This window comes from Lentiprolixibacter aurantiacus, assembly GCF_026241225.1.
In the GTDB taxonomy this organism is placed as follows: Bacteria; Bacteroidota; Bacteroidia; order Flavobacteriales; family Flavobacteriaceae; genus Lentiprolixibacter; species Lentiprolixibacter aurantiacus.
The window spans coordinates 1,379,870-1,398,933 of record NZ_JAPFQP010000001.1 but is presented as its reverse complement, the minus strand read 5'-3'; the positions used below and the strand labels follow the sequence as shown (position 1 = coordinate 1,398,933).

Annotated in this window: 18 protein-coding genes; 6 read left to right on the top strand and 12 right to left on the bottom strand. The window is 42.1% G+C overall.

From position 1 onward, the window contains the following. The 5 genes from OO016_RS06265 to OO016_RS06245 are packed head-to-tail and all read left to right on the top strand — an operon-like array spanning position 1 to position 4,164. Positions 1 to 1,479 carry a type III PLP-dependent enzyme domain-containing protein gene (locus tag OO016_RS06265; protein ID WP_266011692.1) on the top strand — a complete coding sequence of 493 codons (1,479 nt, stop codon included), beginning with the start codon at positions 1 to 3 and terminating at the stop codon, positions 1,477 to 1,479. 5 nt (positions 1,480 to 1,484) lie between these two features. Continuing rightward, on the top strand, positions 1,485 to 2,435 hold the full coding sequence (speB, locus tag OO016_RS06260) for an agmatinase (protein ID WP_266011691.1): 951 nt from the start codon (positions 1,485 to 1,487) through the stop codon (positions 2,433 to 2,435). Then, positions 2,425 to 3,402, top strand: coding sequence for a deoxyhypusine synthase family protein (locus tag OO016_RS06255; protein ID WP_266011689.1), 978 nt, complete (start codon positions 2,425 to 2,427; stop codon positions 3,400 to 3,402). The genes speB and OO016_RS06255 overlap by 11 nt, the downstream gene beginning before the upstream one ends. Positions 3,403 to 3,411: 9 nt before the next feature. Then, a complete protein-coding gene (locus tag OO016_RS06250; RefSeq protein WP_266011687.1) occupies positions 3,412 to 3,708 on the top strand; it encodes a hypothetical protein in 297 nt (98 codons plus the stop codon). A gap of 39 nt (positions 3,709 to 3,747) precedes the next feature. Continuing rightward, the gene (locus OO016_RS06245) at positions 3,748 to 4,164 is read left to right on the top strand and encodes a VOC family protein (protein ID WP_266011685.1); all 417 of its coding nucleotides are present in this window, start codon (positions 3,748 to 3,750) and stop codon (positions 4,162 to 4,164) included. Between the two features lie 17 nt (positions 4,165 to 4,181). On the opposite strand, the gene OO016_RS06240 is transcribed toward OO016_RS06245, so the two are convergent. The 9 genes from OO016_RS06240 to OO016_RS06200 form a co-directional block, all read right to left on the bottom strand. After that, a complete protein-coding gene (locus OO016_RS06240; RefSeq protein ID WP_266011684.1) occupies positions 4,182 to 5,711 on the bottom strand; it encodes an amidase in 1,530 nt (509 codons plus the stop codon). A 97-nt stretch (positions 5,712 to 5,808) separates the two neighbouring features. Next, positions 5,809 to 7,275 (bottom strand): sugar porter family MFS transporter, encoded by a 1,467-nt coding sequence (locus tag OO016_RS06235; protein ID WP_266011683.1) that lies wholly within the window; start codon positions 7,273 to 7,275, stop codon positions 5,809 to 5,811. A 184-nt stretch (positions 7,276 to 7,459) separates the two neighbouring features. Next, positions 7,460 to 9,202, bottom strand: a complete 1,743-nt coding sequence (locus OO016_RS06230; protein WP_266011682.1) for a hypothetical protein — start codon at positions 9,200 to 9,202, stop codon at positions 7,460 to 7,462. A gap of 151 nt (positions 9,203 to 9,353) precedes the next feature. Further along, entirely contained in the window at positions 9,354 to 10,094 is a 741-nt protein-coding gene (locus OO016_RS06225; RefSeq protein ID WP_266011680.1) for a DUF2268 domain-containing putative Zn-dependent protease, read from the bottom strand. A gap of 138 nt (positions 10,095 to 10,232) precedes the next feature. Then, the gene (locus OO016_RS06220; protein WP_266011678.1) at positions 10,233 to 11,318 is read right to left on the bottom strand and encodes an NADH:flavin oxidoreductase; all 1,086 of its coding nucleotides are present in this window, start codon (positions 11,316 to 11,318) and stop codon (positions 10,233 to 10,235) included. A 50-nt stretch (positions 11,319 to 11,368) separates the two neighbouring features. Further along, positions 11,369 to 11,800 carry a hypothetical protein gene (locus tag OO016_RS06215; RefSeq protein WP_266011676.1) on the bottom strand — a complete coding sequence of 144 codons (432 nt, stop codon included), beginning with the start codon at positions 11,798 to 11,800 and terminating at the stop codon, positions 11,369 to 11,371. A 45-nt stretch (positions 11,801 to 11,845) separates the two neighbouring features. Next, entirely contained in the window at positions 11,846 to 13,027 is a 1,182-nt protein-coding gene (locus OO016_RS06210) for an amidohydrolase family protein (RefSeq protein WP_266011675.1), read from the bottom strand. Between the two features lie 8 nt (positions 13,028 to 13,035). Continuing rightward, the gene (locus tag OO016_RS06205; RefSeq protein WP_266011673.1) at positions 13,036 to 13,467 is read right to left on the bottom strand and encodes a hypothetical protein; all 432 of its coding nucleotides are present in this window, start codon (positions 13,465 to 13,467) and stop codon (positions 13,036 to 13,038) included. A gap of 176 nt (positions 13,468 to 13,643) precedes the next feature. Continuing rightward, positions 13,644 to 14,624: a TolB family protein gene (locus OO016_RS06200; protein ID WP_266011672.1), complete on the bottom strand. Its 981-nt coding sequence runs from the start codon at positions 14,622 to 14,624 to the stop codon at positions 13,644 to 13,646. A gap of 580 nt (positions 14,625 to 15,204) precedes the next feature. On the opposite strand from OO016_RS06200, the gene OO016_RS06195 reads away from it, so the two are divergent. Next, positions 15,205 to 16,197 (top strand): hypothetical protein, encoded by a 993-nt coding sequence (locus OO016_RS06195; protein WP_266011670.1) that lies wholly within the window; start codon positions 15,205 to 15,207, stop codon positions 16,195 to 16,197. Positions 16,198 to 16,334: 137 nt separating this feature from the next. On the opposite strand, the gene OO016_RS06190 is transcribed toward OO016_RS06195, so the two are convergent. From OO016_RS06190 to OO016_RS06180, 3 genes are all read right to left on the bottom strand, one after another. Continuing rightward, positions 16,335 to 16,733 carry a hypothetical protein gene (locus OO016_RS06190; protein ID WP_266011669.1) on the bottom strand — a complete coding sequence of 133 codons (399 nt, stop codon included), beginning with the start codon at positions 16,731 to 16,733 and terminating at the stop codon, positions 16,335 to 16,337. Between the two features lie 170 nt (positions 16,734 to 16,903). Further along, positions 16,904 to 18,103, bottom strand: coding sequence for a PQQ-dependent sugar dehydrogenase (locus OO016_RS06185; RefSeq protein WP_266011668.1), 1,200 nt, complete (start codon positions 18,101 to 18,103; stop codon positions 16,904 to 16,906). A gap of 159 nt (positions 18,104 to 18,262) precedes the next feature. Beyond that, a complete protein-coding gene (locus OO016_RS06180) occupies positions 18,263 to 19,018 on the bottom strand; it encodes a DUF6090 family protein (protein WP_266011667.1) in 756 nt (251 codons plus the stop codon). Positions 19,019 to 19,064 lie beyond the last annotated feature (46 nt).

Genomic DNA, 19,064 nt, shown 5'->3' with positions numbered 1-19,064 from the left:
ATGAAAAACAAATATTTTGATCTGATAGATCAGACCTATGATTTTCCTCAGGAGGAATTTGCCATTAAGGAAAATTCCCTCTTTTTCCATGGAATAGATCTGTCACAGCTTATCAAAGAGCATGGAACTCCTTTGAAATTCAGCTATCTTCCAAAAATCAGCGAAAACATCAACAGGGCGAAGGGCTGGTTCCGTGAGGCCATGCAGAAACACAATTATCCGGGAGAATACCATTATTCCTATTGCACCAAAAGTTCACATTTCAATCATGTACTCAGCACTGCACTTAAAACGGGCGTGCACATAGAAACCTCTTCTGCTTTTGACATAAACATTGTGGAAAATCTTAAGGAAAGAGGAGAGATAACTGACAGCACCTTTGTACTCTGTAATGGATTTAAACGTGACGCCTACATCCAGAATATTGGCAGGCTGATCAACTCAGGTCATGACAAGTGCATTCCTATCATCGACAATTATGAAGAGCTTAGCCTGCTCGACGCGGTCATAGACTCGAATTTTAATGTGGGAATACGAATTGCCTCTGAGGAAGAGCCCAAGTTCGAATTTTACACCTCCCGCCTGGGCATAGGATATAAGAATATCGTGCCCTTTTACAACCAGTACCTGAAAGAGCATCCAAAGGCAAAATTAAAGATGCTCCATTTCTTCATCAATACAGGCATTAAGGACACGGCTTACTACTGGAATGAACTTTTAAAGTGCATGAAGGTGTATGTAAGCCTCAAAAAAGTGTGCCCTTCTCTGGATAGCCTCAATATAGGGGGAGGCTTCCCCATAAAAACATCCCTGGCATTTGAGTACGACTATGCCTATATGGTCAATGAAATAATCAACCAGATCAAACAGACATGTGATGAAGCTGGTGTTACTCCTCCCCATATCTTTACGGAATTCGGGAGTTATACCGTTGGTGAAAGTGGCGCCACACTCTATCAGGTTCTTTACCAGAAGCAACAGAACGACAGGGAGAAATGGAACATGATCAACTCTTCATTTATCACTACCATGCCAGACAGCTGGGCCATTAATAAGCGGTTCATTATGCTAGCAATTAACAGGTGGAATGACGAGTATGAAAGGGTTCTTTTAGGTGGACTCACCTGCGACAGTGATGACTATTACAACGCAGAGCAGCACCTTCAGGCCATATACCTCCCCAAATTCCGGAAGGACCGGCCATTATACATAGGTTTTTTCCATACAGGTGCCTACCAGGAAAATATAGGCGGATACGGGGGTCTGCAGCACTGCCTTATCCCCCAGCCCAAACACTTGGTACTGGACAGGGACGAGGAGGGAAACCTTAGCGTAGAGGTATTTGCAGAGCAGCAAACTTCAGAGCAATTCCTGTCTCTACTGGGTTACCAGAAAAAGGAGAAATCTAAATTAAGACTAATAGAACCAAATAATATGTTGAAAGAAGCTCACCCTGAGAAAGTGGTGAGGCAAATTTGAAAGCAATGAGTAATACCCGAGCATTTGCAGGGATCCCCGAAGAATTTTCGGGACCAGAAAAATCCAAAGTAGTCCTTATCCCTGTTCCTTACGACGGCACAAGCACCTGGGGAAAAGGGGCCGATAAGGGTCCGGAAGCTTTTCTGCAGGCAGCTGAAAACATGGAATTATACGACATCGAAACAGATAGCGAAGTCTATCAGGAAGGGATACATCTTTTACCTCCACTCGAAGTACCACGGGACCCGGAAAAAATGGTCCTGCAGGTACATGATGTTGTCAAAACCCAGATCAAGAAAAAAAAGTTTGTTACCCTGATTGGTGGTGAACATTCCATCTCCATAGGAGCTATCCGCGCCTTTAACGAGTGTTTCGACAATCTTTCCATACTGCAGTTGGATGCCCATACGGACCTGAGAAAGACTTACAACGGAAGTCCCTTTAACCATGCCTGCGCCCTTTATGAAGCCAACGAAAACGGGCACCTGATCCAGGTGGGTATTCGAAGCATGGATAAGTCCGAAACCGGTATCATGAATGAGGAGAATACTTTTTTTGCACATAAGATGGCGGATGACGACTATTGGATGGACAATGCGATTGACTTGTTGAAAGAGAACGTTTATATCACCCTGGATTTGGATGTGTTTGACCCTTCCATCATGCCGGCTACCGGCACCCCCGAACCGGGCGGATTGCTCTGGTACGAGACCCTGGAGTTTCTTAGAAATGTGTTCTCGGAGAAGAACGTGGTTGGTTTTGATATTGTGGAACTCTGCCCGGATGTGCACCACAAGGCCAGTGACTTCCTCGCAGCCAAGCTCTACTACAAGATGCTTAGCTACAAGTTCGAAGAGCATCAGCAATTAGAGACTGAAGAAGAGATTGAAACTACCTGGGAAAAGCATAACGCACTTGGATTAGACCCGGAAGATTTTGATGACTATGAACGATAGCAAAGGCCATATTACAACCTTCCTGGACCAGCATTTTTTGCATTTTAATGCGGCTTCACTGGTTGATGCAGCAAAAGCTTATAAAGAGCAACTCAATAAGGGCTCAAAAATGCTGGTATCCCTTGCAGGGGCCATGAGCACTGCTGAGCTGGGGAAAATATTTGCAGAGATCGTACGTAAAAACCAGGTGCATATAATCTCCTGTACAGGCGCCAATCTGGAAGAGGACGTGATGAACCTGGTAGCCCATAGCCATTACAAGCGCATTCCAAATTACAGGGACCTCACTCCACAGGAAGAATGGGAGTTGCTGGAAAAAGGGCTTAACCGGGTTACGGATACCTGCATCCCCGAGGAGGAAGCTTTTAGGAGGCTGCAACAGCATATCTTTAAATTGTGGAAAAAGGCAGAGGAAGCCGGTGAGCGATATTTTCCACATGAATTCATGTACCAGCTTTTACTTTCCGGTGACCTGGAGGAATACTATGAAATAGATGTAAAAAATTCCTGGATGTATGCTGCGGCACAACAAAACCTGCCCATGGTGGTTCCCGGATGGGAAGATAGTACTATGGGGAACATTTTTGCCAGTTATGTGCTTAAAGGAGAACTAAAAGCCAGCACAGTAAAATCTGGCATAGAATACATGACCTACCTGGCAGAATGGTACCGGAACAATTCTGATATGGGAATAGGCTTTTTCCAGATTGGAGGGGGCATTGCGGGTGATTTTCCCATTTGCGTAGTACCCATGCTGTACCAGGATATGGAATATACAGATACTCCTTTCTGGAGTTATTTCTGTCAGATCAGCGATTCCACAACCAGTTATGGATCTTATTCGGGTGCAGTACCCAATGAAAAGATAACCTGGGGAAAACTTGATATAGACACACCAAAATTCATAATTGAATCAGATGCCACCATAGTGGCACCACTGATATTTGCATACCTGCTCAACCTTTAAATAAGAAAAATGAGAAGAGTAATCGTAGATTATAAAAAGCTGAACAATGACATTCTCGATCTGCTGGTAGATAAATACCCGGATGGATATGACGATGATGATATCATTACCTTCAAGAATGCCCAGAACGAAGTAGTGGAATGCGTAGAGGTGCGGACAGATGATACGGCATATCTCGTAAAGATTAGCAAACGGCTTGTGGCTGCCATGGAAAGTTATGGCCCGGATGAAGAGGAAGAAGAGGAAGATGATGAAAATGATCTGATTGACCTGGATGGGGTTGAACAGGACGAAGAAGAAGAATGAATAGGGCTTAACGAATAGCAGCAATTAATTTCACCAAAAATGAAAACACAATTTCATCTCGCACTGCCCTGTCTTGACCTGGAGGAAACCCGTGCCTTTTATCAGGATCTGCTTAAGGCAGGAACAGGGCGTAAATCTGAGAGCTGGCTGGATATAAACCTCTTTGGACATCAGATCACTTTTGCCCTGGCTGGAAATTTCAATTTCCAGTTCAAAAATTACCGTCTGCAGGATTATGTGCTACCCTCTTTTCATTTTGGTATAATTGTTCCCATGGACTTCTGGAATGAGCTGTACCAACGCTTATCCTCAATGGATATAGAAATTACTACGGAGGCCACTTTTCTGGAAAATCAGCCCGGGGAACACCTGTCTTTTTTTGTTCAGGACCCCAACGGGTACATGGTAGAATTTAAATCTTTCCGGGAAGAGGGCGACATTTTTAAAACTGATTAACAAGGTATATTATCCATTTAATCCAATTCGGGAATTTTCCTGTGGAAAGTACCCTGCTCATACCCGTAAGCCAGCCTTATGAGGGTGGCTTCATCATACATCCTTCCAAGAAATTGGATTCCTGCGGGTAGATTATCTGTAAGAAACCCCATAGGAACGGTAAATGCAGGTTGTCCGGTGTGGGGCGATATTTTCTGGTTGTTGTCTCCTTTGTACTCCTCTTCAAAACGGTCTAATTTGGCAGGCCTGTTGTTCCATGTAGGGTACACGATGGCATCGAGCTCCAGGGAATCCATAACGCTCCTTATCGCCGTTCTGAATGCAATGCGTCGGGAATCGCGGTAGGCATCAAGGCATTCTGCCTCTGAAGCTCCCCACCTGCCCTTATCATTCGCATAATTCTTGAGCCACCTTTCGGCAAATTCAGAAGAAGTTCCTACCTGTATGATATCCTCAATGGTCTGGAGGCTATCTGACCGAACGTACTGCTGCAGGAAGGTCTCAACATCCTGTTTAAATTCGCTGCACCACTGATCCTCACTTAGCTCTGTAAAATTGGGTATTTGGATCGGATCTACCACCACAGCGCCCAGGGCAGATAGGTCTCCCAGGGCATTATTGAATAAATCCTCTATTTCAGGATCTGTTTTATCGTCCATTATTTGACGAAGCACCCCTATCCTTGCTCCCTCCAGTCCGTTTTCTACCAAAAATTGCCTGTAGTTGCCCACCGTCTTGCCTTCTGAATATCCTGTAATGGAGTCCGTTGGATCATAACCTACCATCACTTCCATTACGCGGGTTGCGTCCTCAACCGTACGGCACATGGGGCCTACCACATCATTTCTCAGCATGAGTGGTACTATACCACTCCTGCTGATGAGACCCAAAGTAGTCCTCAAGCCAACCAGGGAACAATGGGAAGAAGGGCCCCTGATGGAATTGCCCGTATCTGTCCCCAATCCTACGGCACCCATATTAAGCGCCACCGATGCAGCGGTACCTCCACTGGAGCCTGCCGGGACATAATTTAAATTGTACGGATTCCGGGTTGTACCACTTGTGGTGCTCTCACTGTGCATTGGGGAAAACGCCCACTCCGCCATATTGGACTTGGCAAGGATTATGGCGCCTGCCTCCTTTAACTTCCGGATGATGAAAGCATCCTCTTCCGGATAATAATTCAACAGCGCCCTGGAGCCTGCAGTTGTTGGCATCCCTATTACGTTGATATTGTCTTTCACAATAATTGGAATGCCATATAGGGGCTTCGATTCAAAATCCCCATCCATGCTTTTATCAAGTTCCCTTGCCACTGACAAGGCATCCGGATTGATATAAGTAATCGCATTTACTGAAGAATCGAGCTGTTCGATGCGTTCCAGGTAAGCCTGAACCAATTGCTGACTGTTGTATTCTCCATTCTGGTAGGCCTGATGGATCTTTTCTATAGTCAGTTCTTCGATGTCAATTACTATCGGTTCTTTTGGAGCATCAGCACAGCTGAAAAAGGTAAACAGGAAAGCAATCCCAACAATTTTTTTCATGAAAGTGGTTTTTAGCATATAAAAAACATGGTACAGAATGCGTTTTAATTCATTTCATACCATGTTTATTGAGCTTTTATCTATCCGGATTATCCTGTTAACCCGTTTGACTGGCGTGTTTTCGTTCCTCTTCTTCCTGTTCGCGCGACATATCTTCCAAAGTCCGTCCTTTGGTTTCTTTGACAAGCGACCTTACAAAGAAGTAGGCCACTACGCCAAATACTGCATAAACACCGTAGGAAACGCCCAGTCCCAGGTAATTCAGCATGATCGGGAAGGTCATGGTTATGGCAAAGTTGGATCCCCACTGGGCAATACCACAAACCGCCAGCGCCGCTCCCCGGTACTGGTTGGGGAACATTTCGCCCAGCATAACCCACATTACCGGACCCCAGGAGGCCGCGAAGAAGGCTATATATCCATTAGCGGCTAATAAGGCATAGGTACCATTGTTCCCTTCCAGGATTAGGTTATTGGCACTGTCCAGGGATGCCGTTCCAAACAGATAAGCCAGTATTCCCAGCATTACTGCTTGCCCAATGGAACCTACTAACAACAAGGGCTTTCTACCCACCTTATCAATCAGTACTATGGCCACAAAGGTGAAGAATATATTTACACTTCCGCTGATAACGTTGGTAAGCAGGGCATCGGACTCTGCAAATCCGGCGGCCTGCCAGAGCGTAGCACCGTAATAGAAAATTACATTGATACCAGTAAACTGCTGCAACACTGCTATACCGATTCCCACCCAGACCAATGGATGTATTTTACCCGTATACTTGCTAATGATATCCCCCAGTTTGGGACGACTGTCTGTCCGTACCGTAGTTTTTATATCCGCTACCTTAACGGCTGCCTGGGCAGCATTGCTGATAGCAGCCAGAACTTTTTGTGCTTTTTCTGCCTGGTTAGAAGCTACCAGGTACCTCGGTGATTCCGGGATGAATAGCAGCACAATCACAAATAATGAAGCGGGCAGTATTTCTGCCCAGAACATCCAGGACCAGGTCTGGAACCCAAGCCAGAGTTCTTCTTCTGCACCCCCTGATAGTCCGGCAAGAGCGTAGTTGCTCATAAAGGCCATAAACAACCCGATCACAATCATGAGTTGCTGCAATGTAGCCAGTCTGCCCCTGATTTTGGAAGGGGCTATTTCGCTTATATAAAGGGGCGCCAGAATACTGGCGGCACCAACGGCCAAACCACCGATCAATCGATAAATCACGAATTCCAGGGAACCTTCGGAAATACCCGATCCCCAGGCACTGATAACAAAAACGATACCGGCGACCAGCATCATGGGTTTCCTTCCGAAGCGGTCAGCAAGGGTACCAGCAAAAAAGGCACCTACAACACAGCCCAGGAGTACCGAGGCCACATTGAATCCTGTACCTGTGGCATCTGAGTCAAAAGCTGCCTGAAGGGCATCTACCGTACCATTGATTACTCCACTATCAAATCCAAATAAAAAGCCACCAATTGCGGCTACGAAGGCAAGGAAGATTACCCTGCCTAAATTATAACTCTCATTTTGCTGGGAATCCTGAATTTGGTCAGTCATTTGTTTAATTGTTTAGTTAGCTATTTTGTTCCGTGAGCAAAGGTCAGGGCTCATTTGAGGATGTAATATAGTGGATTATTTTCTATTACCGAATACCAATATTAAATGAAGGATTAATACCTCATAAATAAGCTATATCGAGTAGTGCTCCCCTGATCGCAATGGTATATAATAGTAATTGATGCTAGTCCTTAATCCTAATTTCAGAAGTCTTGATTACATCCATAATGATATCCAATGCCTTGTCATTCCCGGAAAAATAATCCCTGGAAGACAGACCAACTGGGATATGTGGTGCAATCCAATTACGGAAATCCTCTGCCTCAGAAGATTTATGGTACTGTGTGGATATAATGCCGAGCAAACCTGAATAAGGCAGTTGAAACCATCCTGCTTCGCCAATAGTATTGGGCTTTGAACTGCTGGGTTCTCCCACCAAAATTGCATTGGTATGCATCGATATTTCGGTCAATAAGTTTTGAGCTGCCGAATAGGTCCTCCTACCCATTAAAACGAATATTTTCCCTTCGGGGTTTGCAGCCTCAAACTGTACCAGTAATTTAAGCATATGATTGCGAATAGCTCCATTTCCACCCGAATTGTGGCGCAAGTCTACTATTAAAAACTGGGGTTTCCTTTGGTCGATTTGATCTTTGATTTCCAAAGTAAAATCTTTCAGAGAAAGATCATTTTTGTTCTGTACACTATTAAACTGAATATAAATTGCCTGATCCTCCAATAAGGATTCATACCAGAATATGTTATCCATTTTTGAGAGGTACAAGGGTTGTGACCCCTTTTTCAATGCCGGGATTCTGGGGAATCCGGTAAAGTTCCAGGTTATTGGTTCCAGGGTAACTTTTTCAGTCTTACCCGTATTCTCCTTAAGTGTAAGTATAACTTGATTCTCGTCTTCTATAATTCCCAGACCTTTCAAAACGTTTGGCATGGACAGGAAATAGGGTCCTTGCCAAAGGGTTTGCATAGCATTATCCCTGGCATTTACTGCATTGGTTTTATCAAGGGCTTTTTCAATGGGTGTATTTCCAATCGTTACTACCTGGTAGCCAATCCATTTTTCATAGCTTTCATTGGCATCAACAATAAACATCCCGTCATTGAATTGATAAAACTGAACAGGAAGTTTTTTCAGGGCACCAATCTCCGGGGAAGTAGGTATAATAAAGTTATGCCCATTGCCCAAACGTCCCATAATTTTCATAATTCCTACTACGATCTGTTCATCTGAAAATGTGTTTATAGAGGATATTAATTCATCAAAAAGCACTTTGAAATCATCTTCAGCGATAACATCATCCAGGGCGTAATGCATTTCTACAATACGCTTTTGTAAATAATTAAGGTCGGCCGTCCAGGCATCTTCTCTTGTTGGTTTATCCTGATTACCAATACCAAAAAGTTGCAGGAAATCTTCATCCTGGTTAAAGGCCCTGAATGCTGGGTCGCCCTTCAAAAATGGCTTTTCATCAAAGCGGGAGGCGAATCCTTTCTGCAACCATCTCATGGCATTAGCTTTATCACCATCCAGGGCATAAGCCCTGGCAATTTTTACCATGATATCATTGGAAGGACTTGAACCTGTTGGCACTGAAAGGATAGTCCCACCCAGGTCCAGGGTCTTTCTTAAAGCCGTAATAGCCATTTGATATTGCCCCGTCTGATAATAGGCAAGCCCAAGTATATAGAACAGATCCCCATCCATCTGGTACTGCCTGGTGAGGCTTTCTGCCATAGGAATTAAATCCCGCCAATTCTCACTTTGGGCAAGACTGAGGGCTTTGCTTCTTTTTTTATAGTACTCAATAGGGTTTTCTATACCATCATGATTTACCTGGGAAAATACGTTAGAAGTATTGAGAACAAATAAAATGAGAATAGTGAGGGTAATGAGCGGATTGGTTTTCATATTGAAAAGCTAACATATTTGGTTTATGGAATATAGGCGTAAAATACTAGAGGGTGGCTCAAGAATTGGTTTCAGCTTTAATGAAATACAATGGTCATATATAAACTACTATTATAGCGCTAATAAAATGTTGTGTTTACAATTAGCAGTATTAATAGCCAGCCAGTTTTATTATATCATCCGGCATAAGGGCACTTAGTTCCAGAATGTTTTTACCAGACCTGTTCATTGCTTTTCTCACCATATAATTCCCGCTTCTGTAGCCTATATAAGTCCTCCCATCTGGGTGTTCCCCCATTACCCAATCGGAGTAACTGGCATCCTTGGGAAGGGAAATAATCTCCTTCACCCAATTGTCAGCCTCATCCGTATAGGAATTTACTTGCTGTACGTTCCCCGTATATAATTCCGTAAATACCACGGCCAGGCCTTCATTAACCATGGCATTAGGAATTCCGTAACTAAACTTGTTATCCTGAATAGCCCAGCCCCGTGACAAATGATGAAATTCGTGAAAAATAGTGGCCTTCAAACCGGAATGTATAGAATCCATTATTCCTTCCCTATATTGTCCGGAAATCTGAACTATAACGAGTGGAGGAGAATTCGTTTCTGTTCTTCCGGTTACCCCACCAACAATATCCAGATCCCAGTCTACATTTTCAACAATGACCTTTATACTGTCCGGCAGATCCGGCAAAAGACTTCGAACCTCCTTTTCCGAAGTATTAATAAGATCACGAATAAAATCTTTCTGGGATTTTGTAAATCCGGTCGAATCTTCCTGAAACACAACATCAACAGTCGCTGATTTATCCTTTCTGGGATTAGAATTGCAGGAAATAATGTTTAGTGATATAAGGATGGCAAATAGACTTCTGAATAAGTTCATCTTATTGTACGCTTTATATGATGACGAGGCATAGTTGATATTGCTACAATAGAAGCCCTTTTTTCTCAAATCCAACATTTTACACTGACCATAAGATCTGGGCCGATCATGTAAGTATTTTTAAAGGACTGAAACAGCTCAGTGATCATTTGCCACAAAACCCTCCCAACGCTTCATATAGCTGATAAAATCCTCTCCCAGGCCTTCTTTGCTTAAGTATTCCTTTGTAACAGGCGTTTTGACAGGCATAAAATCCGGATCGTCCATAACCCGATTGGGGAAGTCGTGGTGGAGTATGGCAGCGCGACCAATACTCACAAAATCCACACCAGCCTGCAGTACGTTATTCACGTCCTTTCCTGTCCGGATATTTCCGGCAACTGTAAGTTTTACCTCTCCTCTATTGAGTCCGGTAAAATGCTCGAGTAAACTTTTGTCCTTATGCTCCTCTTCTTCGGGCTGCTTGAAAACATCCCAGAGTGAGATATCCAGGAAATCGATATTCCCCTCATCAATCAGACGGTTAGTCACTTGTTTCACTTCAGCCAGCTTCATTCCAAAACGTTCCGGGGATAGTCGGATCCCCAGGAGGAAATCCGGCCCACAGCTTTCCCTTATACCATTGACAATCTCAAATAGCAGGTGGGATCTGTTTTCTAGGTTCCCTCCGTATTGGTCGGTTCTGTTGTTGATCTTACTGCTGAGGAATTGGGTAAGGATATAACCATGGGCCCCGTGTACTTCCACCCCGTCATACCCGCTTGCCCTGGCTCTTATGGCGGCCGTGATAAAATCATCCCGTAGTTGATGAACCTCGGCCAATGACAGCCCACGCGCACTGTACTTGGGCTGATCTGACGGACAAACCGGGTTTTCGCCAATCAGTTCTTCCGGCGAGCGCATGCCGGCATGGTGAAGTTGTATAATGGCCACACTGCCGAGGGCCTTGATCTCCGTACTCAATCTGCGATGACCTTCGATATGATTATCAGAGAATATGCCCAATTGACCCGGAAAGCCTTTCCCAACTTCCTGCACGTGGGAAGCACAGGTCATGGTGATACCGAACCCGCCCTTCGCTCTCATGGTGAGCCAGCGATATTCGTCCTCAGCCAACGTGCCATCCTCATGGCTTTGGGTATTAGTCATGGGAGCGAGCATAAACCTGTTACTGCTCTCAATACCGCATTTAAATTGAAAGGAGGAGGAAGGAAGTGTTTTCATAATCGGGAATAACTGTGAAATGAGCTTAATCTATTTCCTTTGCGTAAAACTTAATTAAAGGTATAGATCACCTTGTTTTTGATCGTCTTCTTTAACAGGAATAAAACCAACAGGGCGATTACACCACCGATCAGCGTACCGTATATATCTTTCCAGTCGAATGTACCACGAGGCAGATAGGGTTGCAATATTTCATAAAGGATATAGCCAATGACCAGGAACACCACCACATTAAAAGCTTTCCTTCCCCGGGAGTTTAAGATGGCCAACGTAAAAAATACCTGAACCATTATCCCTCCGGAATTGCCAATGCTGTCCGCAATCCCAAAATCATCAATGTTATTGGAGTAAATAAATGGTCTGTAGATATTTCTGCCCATTTCTGTTATAACGAAAGACAATACAGCCATACCCAGGTAAATAATCCTGTATCGATCAATGGTTTTGACAGCAGTTTTATCGGTAAAGAAATTGCCTTGCATTGGAATCAACTGAATTCATTAACATAGTTACCACTTGCCAAAAGATTATAGACCATCATAAGGTTTACCATTTTTCCAAACCTGTTCCACTTTTTTAAGGTTGGATAGTTCTTCCAAAGGACTGGCATTTAGCAATACAAAAGTAGCCTTACCTCCCACTTTAATTTCTCCTATTGGCAAACCAAAAGCCTTTGCAGCATTTCCCGTAGCCGCCCGAAGTATTTCCAGATTAGATAGTCCAGCCATTTGGTAAAGCTCTAATTCAAGGTAATAGTCGTCGGCAAAGTCCATTTGTCCTTCCTGAGCATCGGTTCCAACAACGATCATAATGTCATTTTGATAATAATTGCTGATAATTTCAGCCCTCTGCTCCGCATCTAATAAATTTTTGGTTACCCATTCTACCATAAAAGGTGGAGCACCTTCCATTGGCTTCAATGAAATACCTGCTGTTGTTACAATGAATGCACCGCTATTGGAAATGGCCTGGTAATACGATTCAGGTATCGGGAGGTCTTCTTTGTAATCCAACATATGTACAAAGCCACTGGGTTGGAATTTGGAAATCGCTATAAATTCGTGAACCGTATTTGCATGGACTACTGTCTTTAGCCCATTGTGGCGTGCAGCACCTATAAGTTTACCAATAGTATCAAAGCTCATAGTTGGCTGTGCCGGATAGCCCATCCATTCGTGGTTGTCGCGGATGATCTTGATGTAATCCACATTGTTTTTGATCCTATTTTGCAGCCATGCTTCCACGGAAGAAGAATCATTTATGGTTTCCATTTCAGGGCTAAACTGGGTTGGATGGCCACCCGGCACAGTAGCTGCGTGACCAGAACCATATAAAACAGAGTATCCGGAAGAATCCCGGGAAATTCTTTTCCAATCAAGTTCTCTGTCCTCTAATCCGGTGTGCATGTTTAGCAGGTACATGATTCCCAAAGGGTACCCCTGCTTAAGTTGTTCCCTTCTAGATACATGTACGTGTGCATTAACAAGGCCTGGAATTATGTATTTGCCTGAGCCATCAATCACTGATTGGCTTATTAATTCTTCAGAAGATATGGTTGCTATAGTGTCATTATTGATTGCGATATTTACAATCCCTTGATCTTCATATCCATTAAATAAGCTGACATTTCTTATCACTAAATCATATTCAACCGCTTGGGAACAACCTATGCTTAGTAGTGTTAATCCAATAATTAGTATTCTTTTCATCCTGTTGTTTAATCAGTTACTCTCCGCCATCCTACCGCCAATCCATTATCTACTTCCATTCCAACACCCTTGGCTGCAACCTCACCTTTAATAAGCCATGAAACATCATAAAAGTCTCCTTTCTTTTCAATCACAAGGTCATATTCATCTGAAAAATCCCCATTCTCATAGAAATAACGAACGTGATAATTTCCAACATATCCATTTTCCTTTGGCCCTCCTGTTGCAATTCCAGGACCACTATAGGCATTGCCATAATTCCATCTTGCGAATAACGTTCCAGGAGTATTGCTCTGGGTGTATAATACAAAACCAATATTCAACAGTTTTTTGGTATCGGAATCTGCATTACTCTGGGAATAGGAAAAATTTGGAAGACTTATAAAAGCCAAAACCAGCAATAACTTAATGGGTAGGATTAAATGTAGATTTTTTCTCATCGTATTGTTTTTTAAAGTTTCGTATTGCTTTTAATTACTGCCATCGGTTCTGGCTATGATTTCGTTGTGGAATCATGGACAGAATTATTACGCCTTAGAAATTTGCCTTATTCTATTAATTAAACTTTGTTTTAAGTCATTGCCACAATGAATTAAAAGCATTGTTGTGCAACCTTCTAGTTCATATTTTCTATTTTATCCAATCCTATTTTATAGATATTCCCAAAACCATTCATTACATCATTTGCAATGTGTTTTATACCATCTATACTTTTCAATTCAGTATTGTTTTCAATTATACGTTCACTCGAAAAGTAGAAATTATGGTTTTTCCAATCTATAAACGGGGAGTAATCCAATTTGTTCGAATTAATTAGTTTTCCCATATTTTTAGAAGGACTCCAGTTACCCGTTTCGTCCTTGCTACTGAAATACAAGTCTCCTCCACCAAAACCATCCTCTCTTCCAAAAGAACTAAAAACTATAAAATCCTCTTTGGGGCTTATATAGGCATTAAATTCAAACAATGTGGAGTTGATTTCTTTTGGCAATGGTATTGGTGATTGAAATTTCCCTCCCTTAAATTCAGATACGAATATGTCCTCTCTACCTATTCCGTTTTGCCTCGTTGCTGTAAAGAATAGATTCCCTTTTTCGCTCAGAGACGGAAAAAATTCATTTCCTCTAGTATTGACCACTGTATCTAAAGCTAAGGGCTCAGTCCATATATTTTCAATTTTGTCGCTATACCAAATATTGTAATCATTTCTCGTACTATCTTGATTAATGGGCCTGTTCGAGGCAAAAAACAATCTATTCCCATTATTTGCGAAAAACGGTTCAATGTCATGGTATCTACCTGATATATTCATTACTTCAGGCTTTCTCCAAATCCCATTGATTTCTCTCAGTATTACCAAAACTCTTCTTGATTGCTTATAGTCGCCAAGGGTAAAGATTATTTCATTACCCTGTGGATTAATCGCTAAATCTCTTTCGTAAAGTGATGTCGAAATCAAATTTTCGCCAAAAAGGGTTAAGCTTTCTGCGGTTGATTGAATATCAACATCATAATCAGCGTTCTTGGTATTTCTATTTAATTGACAGCTAACAATAGAACATAGCAGCACCAAGAAATAGGGTATTATATGTTTCATATAATTATTCTGTGTCTATGTTGCACAACGGTTTCGGCTCTACCTGCCCATCACAGATGGTTCGGCAGACAAGTATGGTTTGGCGCCTGGGGACGCCAGCCTTTTGTATCACGACCTTTTTCAGAAATTACAGTAAGTACGAATTCTGAATTTTGAGTTTCGTAATCATAGGAATTAATAATAGGTTTTATCAAGATCCTTAGAGTGATGATATTACTTATTAGAATAACCACCACAATAACTGTAAGAAACTTGATTATTCTTCGCAACTCTAAGAACCATTAACCACGACTTGTTATATACCATACAATATAGCATTTTATCCCTTGAGGTTTCAGGATCGGGATTGGTTTAACAGCGGTTAACCTGCTTTTAAGAATTATAAAGTATTTTCCGGGAGGATTATCTTCATGATCCGCAAAACGCTCGCTCCTGAAAATAGAAAATCCAACGGCTGGGCGAGATGAGAAAAGTTAATTCACAGGAATTCAAAAAATAGCGTTCTATTGCTAATGTAATTAATATTGTATCTTGAAATTTTTCACGTTTCCATAATTTATATGAACCATAACCATTTTAAATGAAATTAGTAAAACGAATACTTTTAATCCTGATAGCCCTGATACTTGTAGGAGGAACAGCAGCCTTTTTTTATTACAAGAATAAATTCATGAATGCACCTCCAAGTACGCTAACCTTATCAAATCTCGGGCAACCGTTTGAATTTGTTTGGAGTGGTGAAAAATTGAACAATAAAATTGAACCTCATGCCGCCATGCTTGTTCCTGTAACTATTCCCGGGGTTGATCGCACTTTGTACATGCAATTTGATACCGGGGCCCCGTCAACGGTTTTGTCTTACAAAAATGTACTCTCCATAAATGAAAAATATGGAGACATCTTTCGTATGGATACCGTTGACAATAGGGTTCGGGTAGTAGATGCGTCCTTTAAAGTTGGAACTGTGGATGTTAAAGCAAGTTCTGTGGATATTAGAGGTATGGGATACACAATCGACTGGGCAGACAGTACCTCAGTAATTAAAATAGGGACGGTAGGATCCGACTTTATGGAAAAGCACGCTTTAATAATAGATTATAAAAACGAAAAAATCACACTTATGGAGTCTGTTCCGGAAACCATCGAAAAAGAGGCAGATTTTTTGCCTTTTAGTTTTGATGGCCGCAAAGTTTTTCTGTCGGCCAAACTAAATGACGAACCGGCAAGCCTTTGGTTCGATTCTGGCTCCAGTGCGTTTGAATTGATTGTAGAAGAAGATACCTTCCTGGAACTGGCCAAACCCGGGGCCGAAAGAGAATCATTCCTGATTAACTCATGGGGCAGCAAGATACCTGGTCATAATATTGAAAGTAACGGAATGTTTAATTTTGGCACAACCAAAGTACCGCTTACCTACGTAACCTATTTTGAATGGCCCAATAAATTAATGGTCTGGACCATGAAAGCTTCCAATATTGGTGGGGATTTAGGGGGAATGACCGGAAACAAATTATTCCTTGGAAAAACCCTGGTCCTGGATGCTCCCAACTTGCGTTATGCCTTAGTGGAATGAGCTTTGTTTTTCCAGTGAATTAAGAAGTCTTTTTCAGATTATATCAATGCTTCTTGTTATGGTCCATCACGGGAAATGGATACGGTGTCCCTACCAAAGGGAAGGATGAGAAGTATTTATAATGTTAGGTTTAGTGGTTACTGTGTATTGATGAAAGTATCTTCAAAAGTTCTTATCCATTCCCCGTTCACTAGTTGTTCCCCATATTCCTGAAAGCCTCCACTCGGAGTTTTTGTGAAAAAAAATCTCGTTTTTTCATCCTTCCATACAATGAGTTGTCCATCCTTAAATTCTGCAGGATATACCGCTGCACCTTCTTTTGAAAAACGATGGTAATAATATTTTTGGTCTTTTTCATTGTAATTGATTATGGTACGGAGTTGTAAAAACTCGGTATTCAACTCGATTACCAAAATATTCCTGTCCAGATCGTAGGAGATCTTTTCGTAGGCAGCACCTTCTTTGGCAACCTGTCCATTTTTATAGACTTTGGTTGTACCCACCCATTCTCCTACAAGGAAGTTCAGTTGTTCCATCTTTTCCCTCTTTAGGTTTTGACCGAAAACCCAATTACACATAAAAATTAGAACGATAATATAAAAGTGTTTAGAAACCTTTCGATATCTCATAGTTGTTGGTTTAATCCAATGCGATACGGACCGGGGTGGTATCTTAAACCCCACAGGCTGCAGATGTTGCCGGTGATTTACCTGGAGATTCTAATAATTTTTCCGTTGGATACCCCCGTATTGCTGCGTTCTACCAAAGCGATAATATCACCTCCTGGCAGCTGTTTAATGGTTCTTACCCGTCCTTCAACGGTCAGGCCATAGGTCTGTTGGGTAGCCCTGTCGTATTTCAAAAGCCGCTTAAAAGAAAGGGATCCCATCAGGTAATAATCATTCCAGTCTGCAATATTGCTTCCCTCAACTTTCAACAAACAGGCCGGCCCGATGGCCTGGCCTCCATCGTCCGTGGGAACGGTCCAGTAGTATTCAGGGAAGACCGTGAATACGGCCGCGGAATCTTTGGAAATCAGGGAGACAGGCTCACCGGTATAATCGGTGCCAAAAGAATAAAGGGGCCATCCATAATTTTTTCCCTTTTCGATCACATTGAATTCATCGCCCCCCTTGGGCCCGTGCTCCACACCTACGAGTTCTTTCAGTGCTTTATTGTATTGCAACCCCTGTACATCCCTGTGGCCATAACTCCAAATGGAGGAGGGAGATGTAAACCCTTCAAAGACCGGGTTGTCCTCCGGGACGCTGCCATCATCCATCAATCGGTGGATCTTTCCCCCCTCGGAATGCAAATCCTGGGAAACGAGGATGGGATGGGATCTGGTTGAAAAACTGGTACCCCCGATATTCAGGAAGAAATGCTGGTCATCTTCCCAGACCATCCGAAGGCCGTTACCGACAAGGGTTTGGTGCTGTGTGGTAAACAGGATCTCAAACTGGGCAATGGCATTATTTTCTATTTTACACCGGGCTACTTTCGATAACCCATCATCGGATACGTAGGCCATATACAGCCATTTGTTGGTGGCATAATTGGGGTGCAGGCTCAGGTCCATCATTCCCCCTAAAAAAATGACCTCCCCGAGTTTTGCCAAGCCAACCCGGGGTACCCCGTCAATCTCGGTAAGGGTTCCGTCCCGGAAGTGGAATAATTTCCCGATCCTGTCTGAAATGAAGTACTCCTCATCATCCACGATAGCTATCCCGTAAGGAACGGAGAAGCCTTCCGCCAGAGTGGATACGGTAAAAGCGTCATCACTGATCGGATAGGGTGAAGGAGGAACGGAGATGTCATCACCTAAATTCTGACCGTATAAATCAGGCCCAAGCAAGGTTATCATCAGGGTAACAAGGATAATTGAAGGAATGGTTGGTCGTTGCATACTCTTATTTATTTAAAATTGCCAAGAAGGAATTTGTGCATGGCTTCGAAGCCAACTGTAAGGTAGTTATTTTTCCGACTGGGAATTAATTTAATTTATGAGGAGAATTATTCTCAATTTAAAGGGGTATAGCTATGGATTTTCCTTGTTGTTCTTTCGTTATTTTATTTCTTTATTCAAAATATCCAATATTTCTATAATTCTATCTCTTAAAATAAATGCTTGTTGTTGTGTATTTCTATTAGTTGTAATGCACCTTACGAGATGATCTTCATAATCCGGATTATCCAGTAGAATATTAATATCAGAAAAGTGTTTTGAATTTCCTATATCATTTATTTCTGAAGCTCTGTTTTCCTGGTTAATCAAGAATGTGTATAACAGATCAGTTTTCATAGCTTTATTTCGAAGTGATCTAACCTGATAATTTTTTATTAAAAATGGAATGTAAATTTCATTTCTGTATTTAGCCCAAGTTTGTTCGCCTTCCGTAACCTGGACAATTTCACTGGTCCACATTGATAGTAATGCCTTTAAACTATCATTTCTAATTAATCTTAGATTTCCCGAGGTGGCTAAATCATTTATGATCGGGTCGAAGGTGGTATAAGGTATAGTTTTTGCCAAATGCATTTCTACACTATCAATATTTCTGATGCCCGGGTTATCTATATAATTCAATAATTGAATAGCAGAATTCATCATATAGTTTCTGATTCCAATTTTTTCATCCAATTGCGTGAGATTACTATTGAATTCTGATTTGAGTTGCTTTAAAATTGCCTGTTCTGATATTCTATCTATTCTTGATTCATTCCAGTTATTGATGGAAAGTGCAATTAGAATTCCAATAACCACAAGTACAATTTCACCAATAGCATATTTGAGGTACTTACCTGTTTTATTTTTTTCCATAAGGTCGTATCGAATTTTACGAAAGAATTTTATCATGGGTTAGGTT

What these genes read in the sequence shown, in the direction of transcription:
- OO016_RS06265 (WP_266011692.1), top strand. Translation starts at nt 1, where the DNA reads ATGAAAAACAAATATTTTGATCTGATAGATCAGACCTATGATTTTCCT.
- speB (WP_266011691.1), top strand. Translation starts at nt 1,485, where the DNA reads ATGAGTAATACCCGAGCATTTGCAGGGATCCCCGAAGAATTTTCGGGA.
- OO016_RS06255 (WP_266011689.1), top strand. Translation starts at nt 2,425, where the DNA reads ATGAACGATAGCAAAGGCCATATTACAACCTTCCTGGACCAGCATTTT.
- OO016_RS06250 (WP_266011687.1), top strand. Translation starts at nt 3,412, where the DNA reads ATGAGAAGAGTAATCGTAGATTATAAAAAGCTGAACAATGACATTCTC.
- OO016_RS06245 (WP_266011685.1), top strand. Translation starts at nt 3,748, where the DNA reads ATGAAAACACAATTTCATCTCGCACTGCCCTGTCTTGACCTGGAGGAA.
- OO016_RS06240 (WP_266011684.1), bottom strand. Translation starts at nt 5,711, where the DNA reads ATGAAAAAAATTGTTGGGATTGCTTTCCTGTTTACCTTTTTCAGCTGT.
- OO016_RS06235 (WP_266011683.1), bottom strand. Translation starts at nt 7,275, where the DNA reads ATGACTGACCAAATTCAGGATTCCCAGCAAAATGAGAGTTATAATTTA.
- OO016_RS06230 (WP_266011682.1), bottom strand. Translation starts at nt 9,202, where the DNA reads ATGAAAACCAATCCGCTCATTACCCTCACTATTCTCATTTTATTTGTT.
- OO016_RS06225 (WP_266011680.1), bottom strand. Translation starts at nt 10,094, where the DNA reads ATGAACTTATTCAGAAGTCTATTTGCCATCCTTATATCACTAAACATT.
- OO016_RS06220 (WP_266011678.1), bottom strand. Translation starts at nt 11,318, where the DNA reads ATGAAAACACTTCCTTCCTCCTCCTTTCAATTTAAATGCGGTATTGAG.
- OO016_RS06215 (WP_266011676.1), bottom strand. Translation starts at nt 11,800, where the DNA reads ATGCAAGGCAATTTCTTTACCGATAAAACTGCTGTCAAAACCATTGAT.
- OO016_RS06210 (WP_266011675.1), bottom strand. Translation starts at nt 13,027, where the DNA reads ATGAAAAGAATACTAATTATTGGATTAACACTACTAAGCATAGGTTGT.
- OO016_RS06205 (WP_266011673.1), bottom strand. Translation starts at nt 13,467, where the DNA reads ATGAGAAAAAATCTACATTTAATCCTACCCATTAAGTTATTGCTGGTT.
- OO016_RS06200 (WP_266011672.1), bottom strand. Translation starts at nt 14,624, where the DNA reads ATGAAACATATAATACCCTATTTCTTGGTGCTGCTATGTTCTATTGTT.
- OO016_RS06195 (WP_266011670.1), top strand. Translation starts at nt 15,205, where the DNA reads ATGAAATTAGTAAAACGAATACTTTTAATCCTGATAGCCCTGATACTT.
- OO016_RS06190 (WP_266011669.1), bottom strand. Translation starts at nt 16,733, where the DNA reads ATGGAACAACTGAACTTCCTTGTAGGAGAATGGGTGGGTACAACCAAA.
- OO016_RS06185 (WP_266011668.1), bottom strand. Translation starts at nt 18,103, where the DNA reads ATGCAACGACCAACCATTCCTTCAATTATCCTTGTTACCCTGATGATA.
- OO016_RS06180 (WP_266011667.1), bottom strand. Translation starts at nt 19,018, where the DNA reads ATGGAAAAAAATAAAACAGGTAAGTACCTCAAATATGCTATTGGTGAA.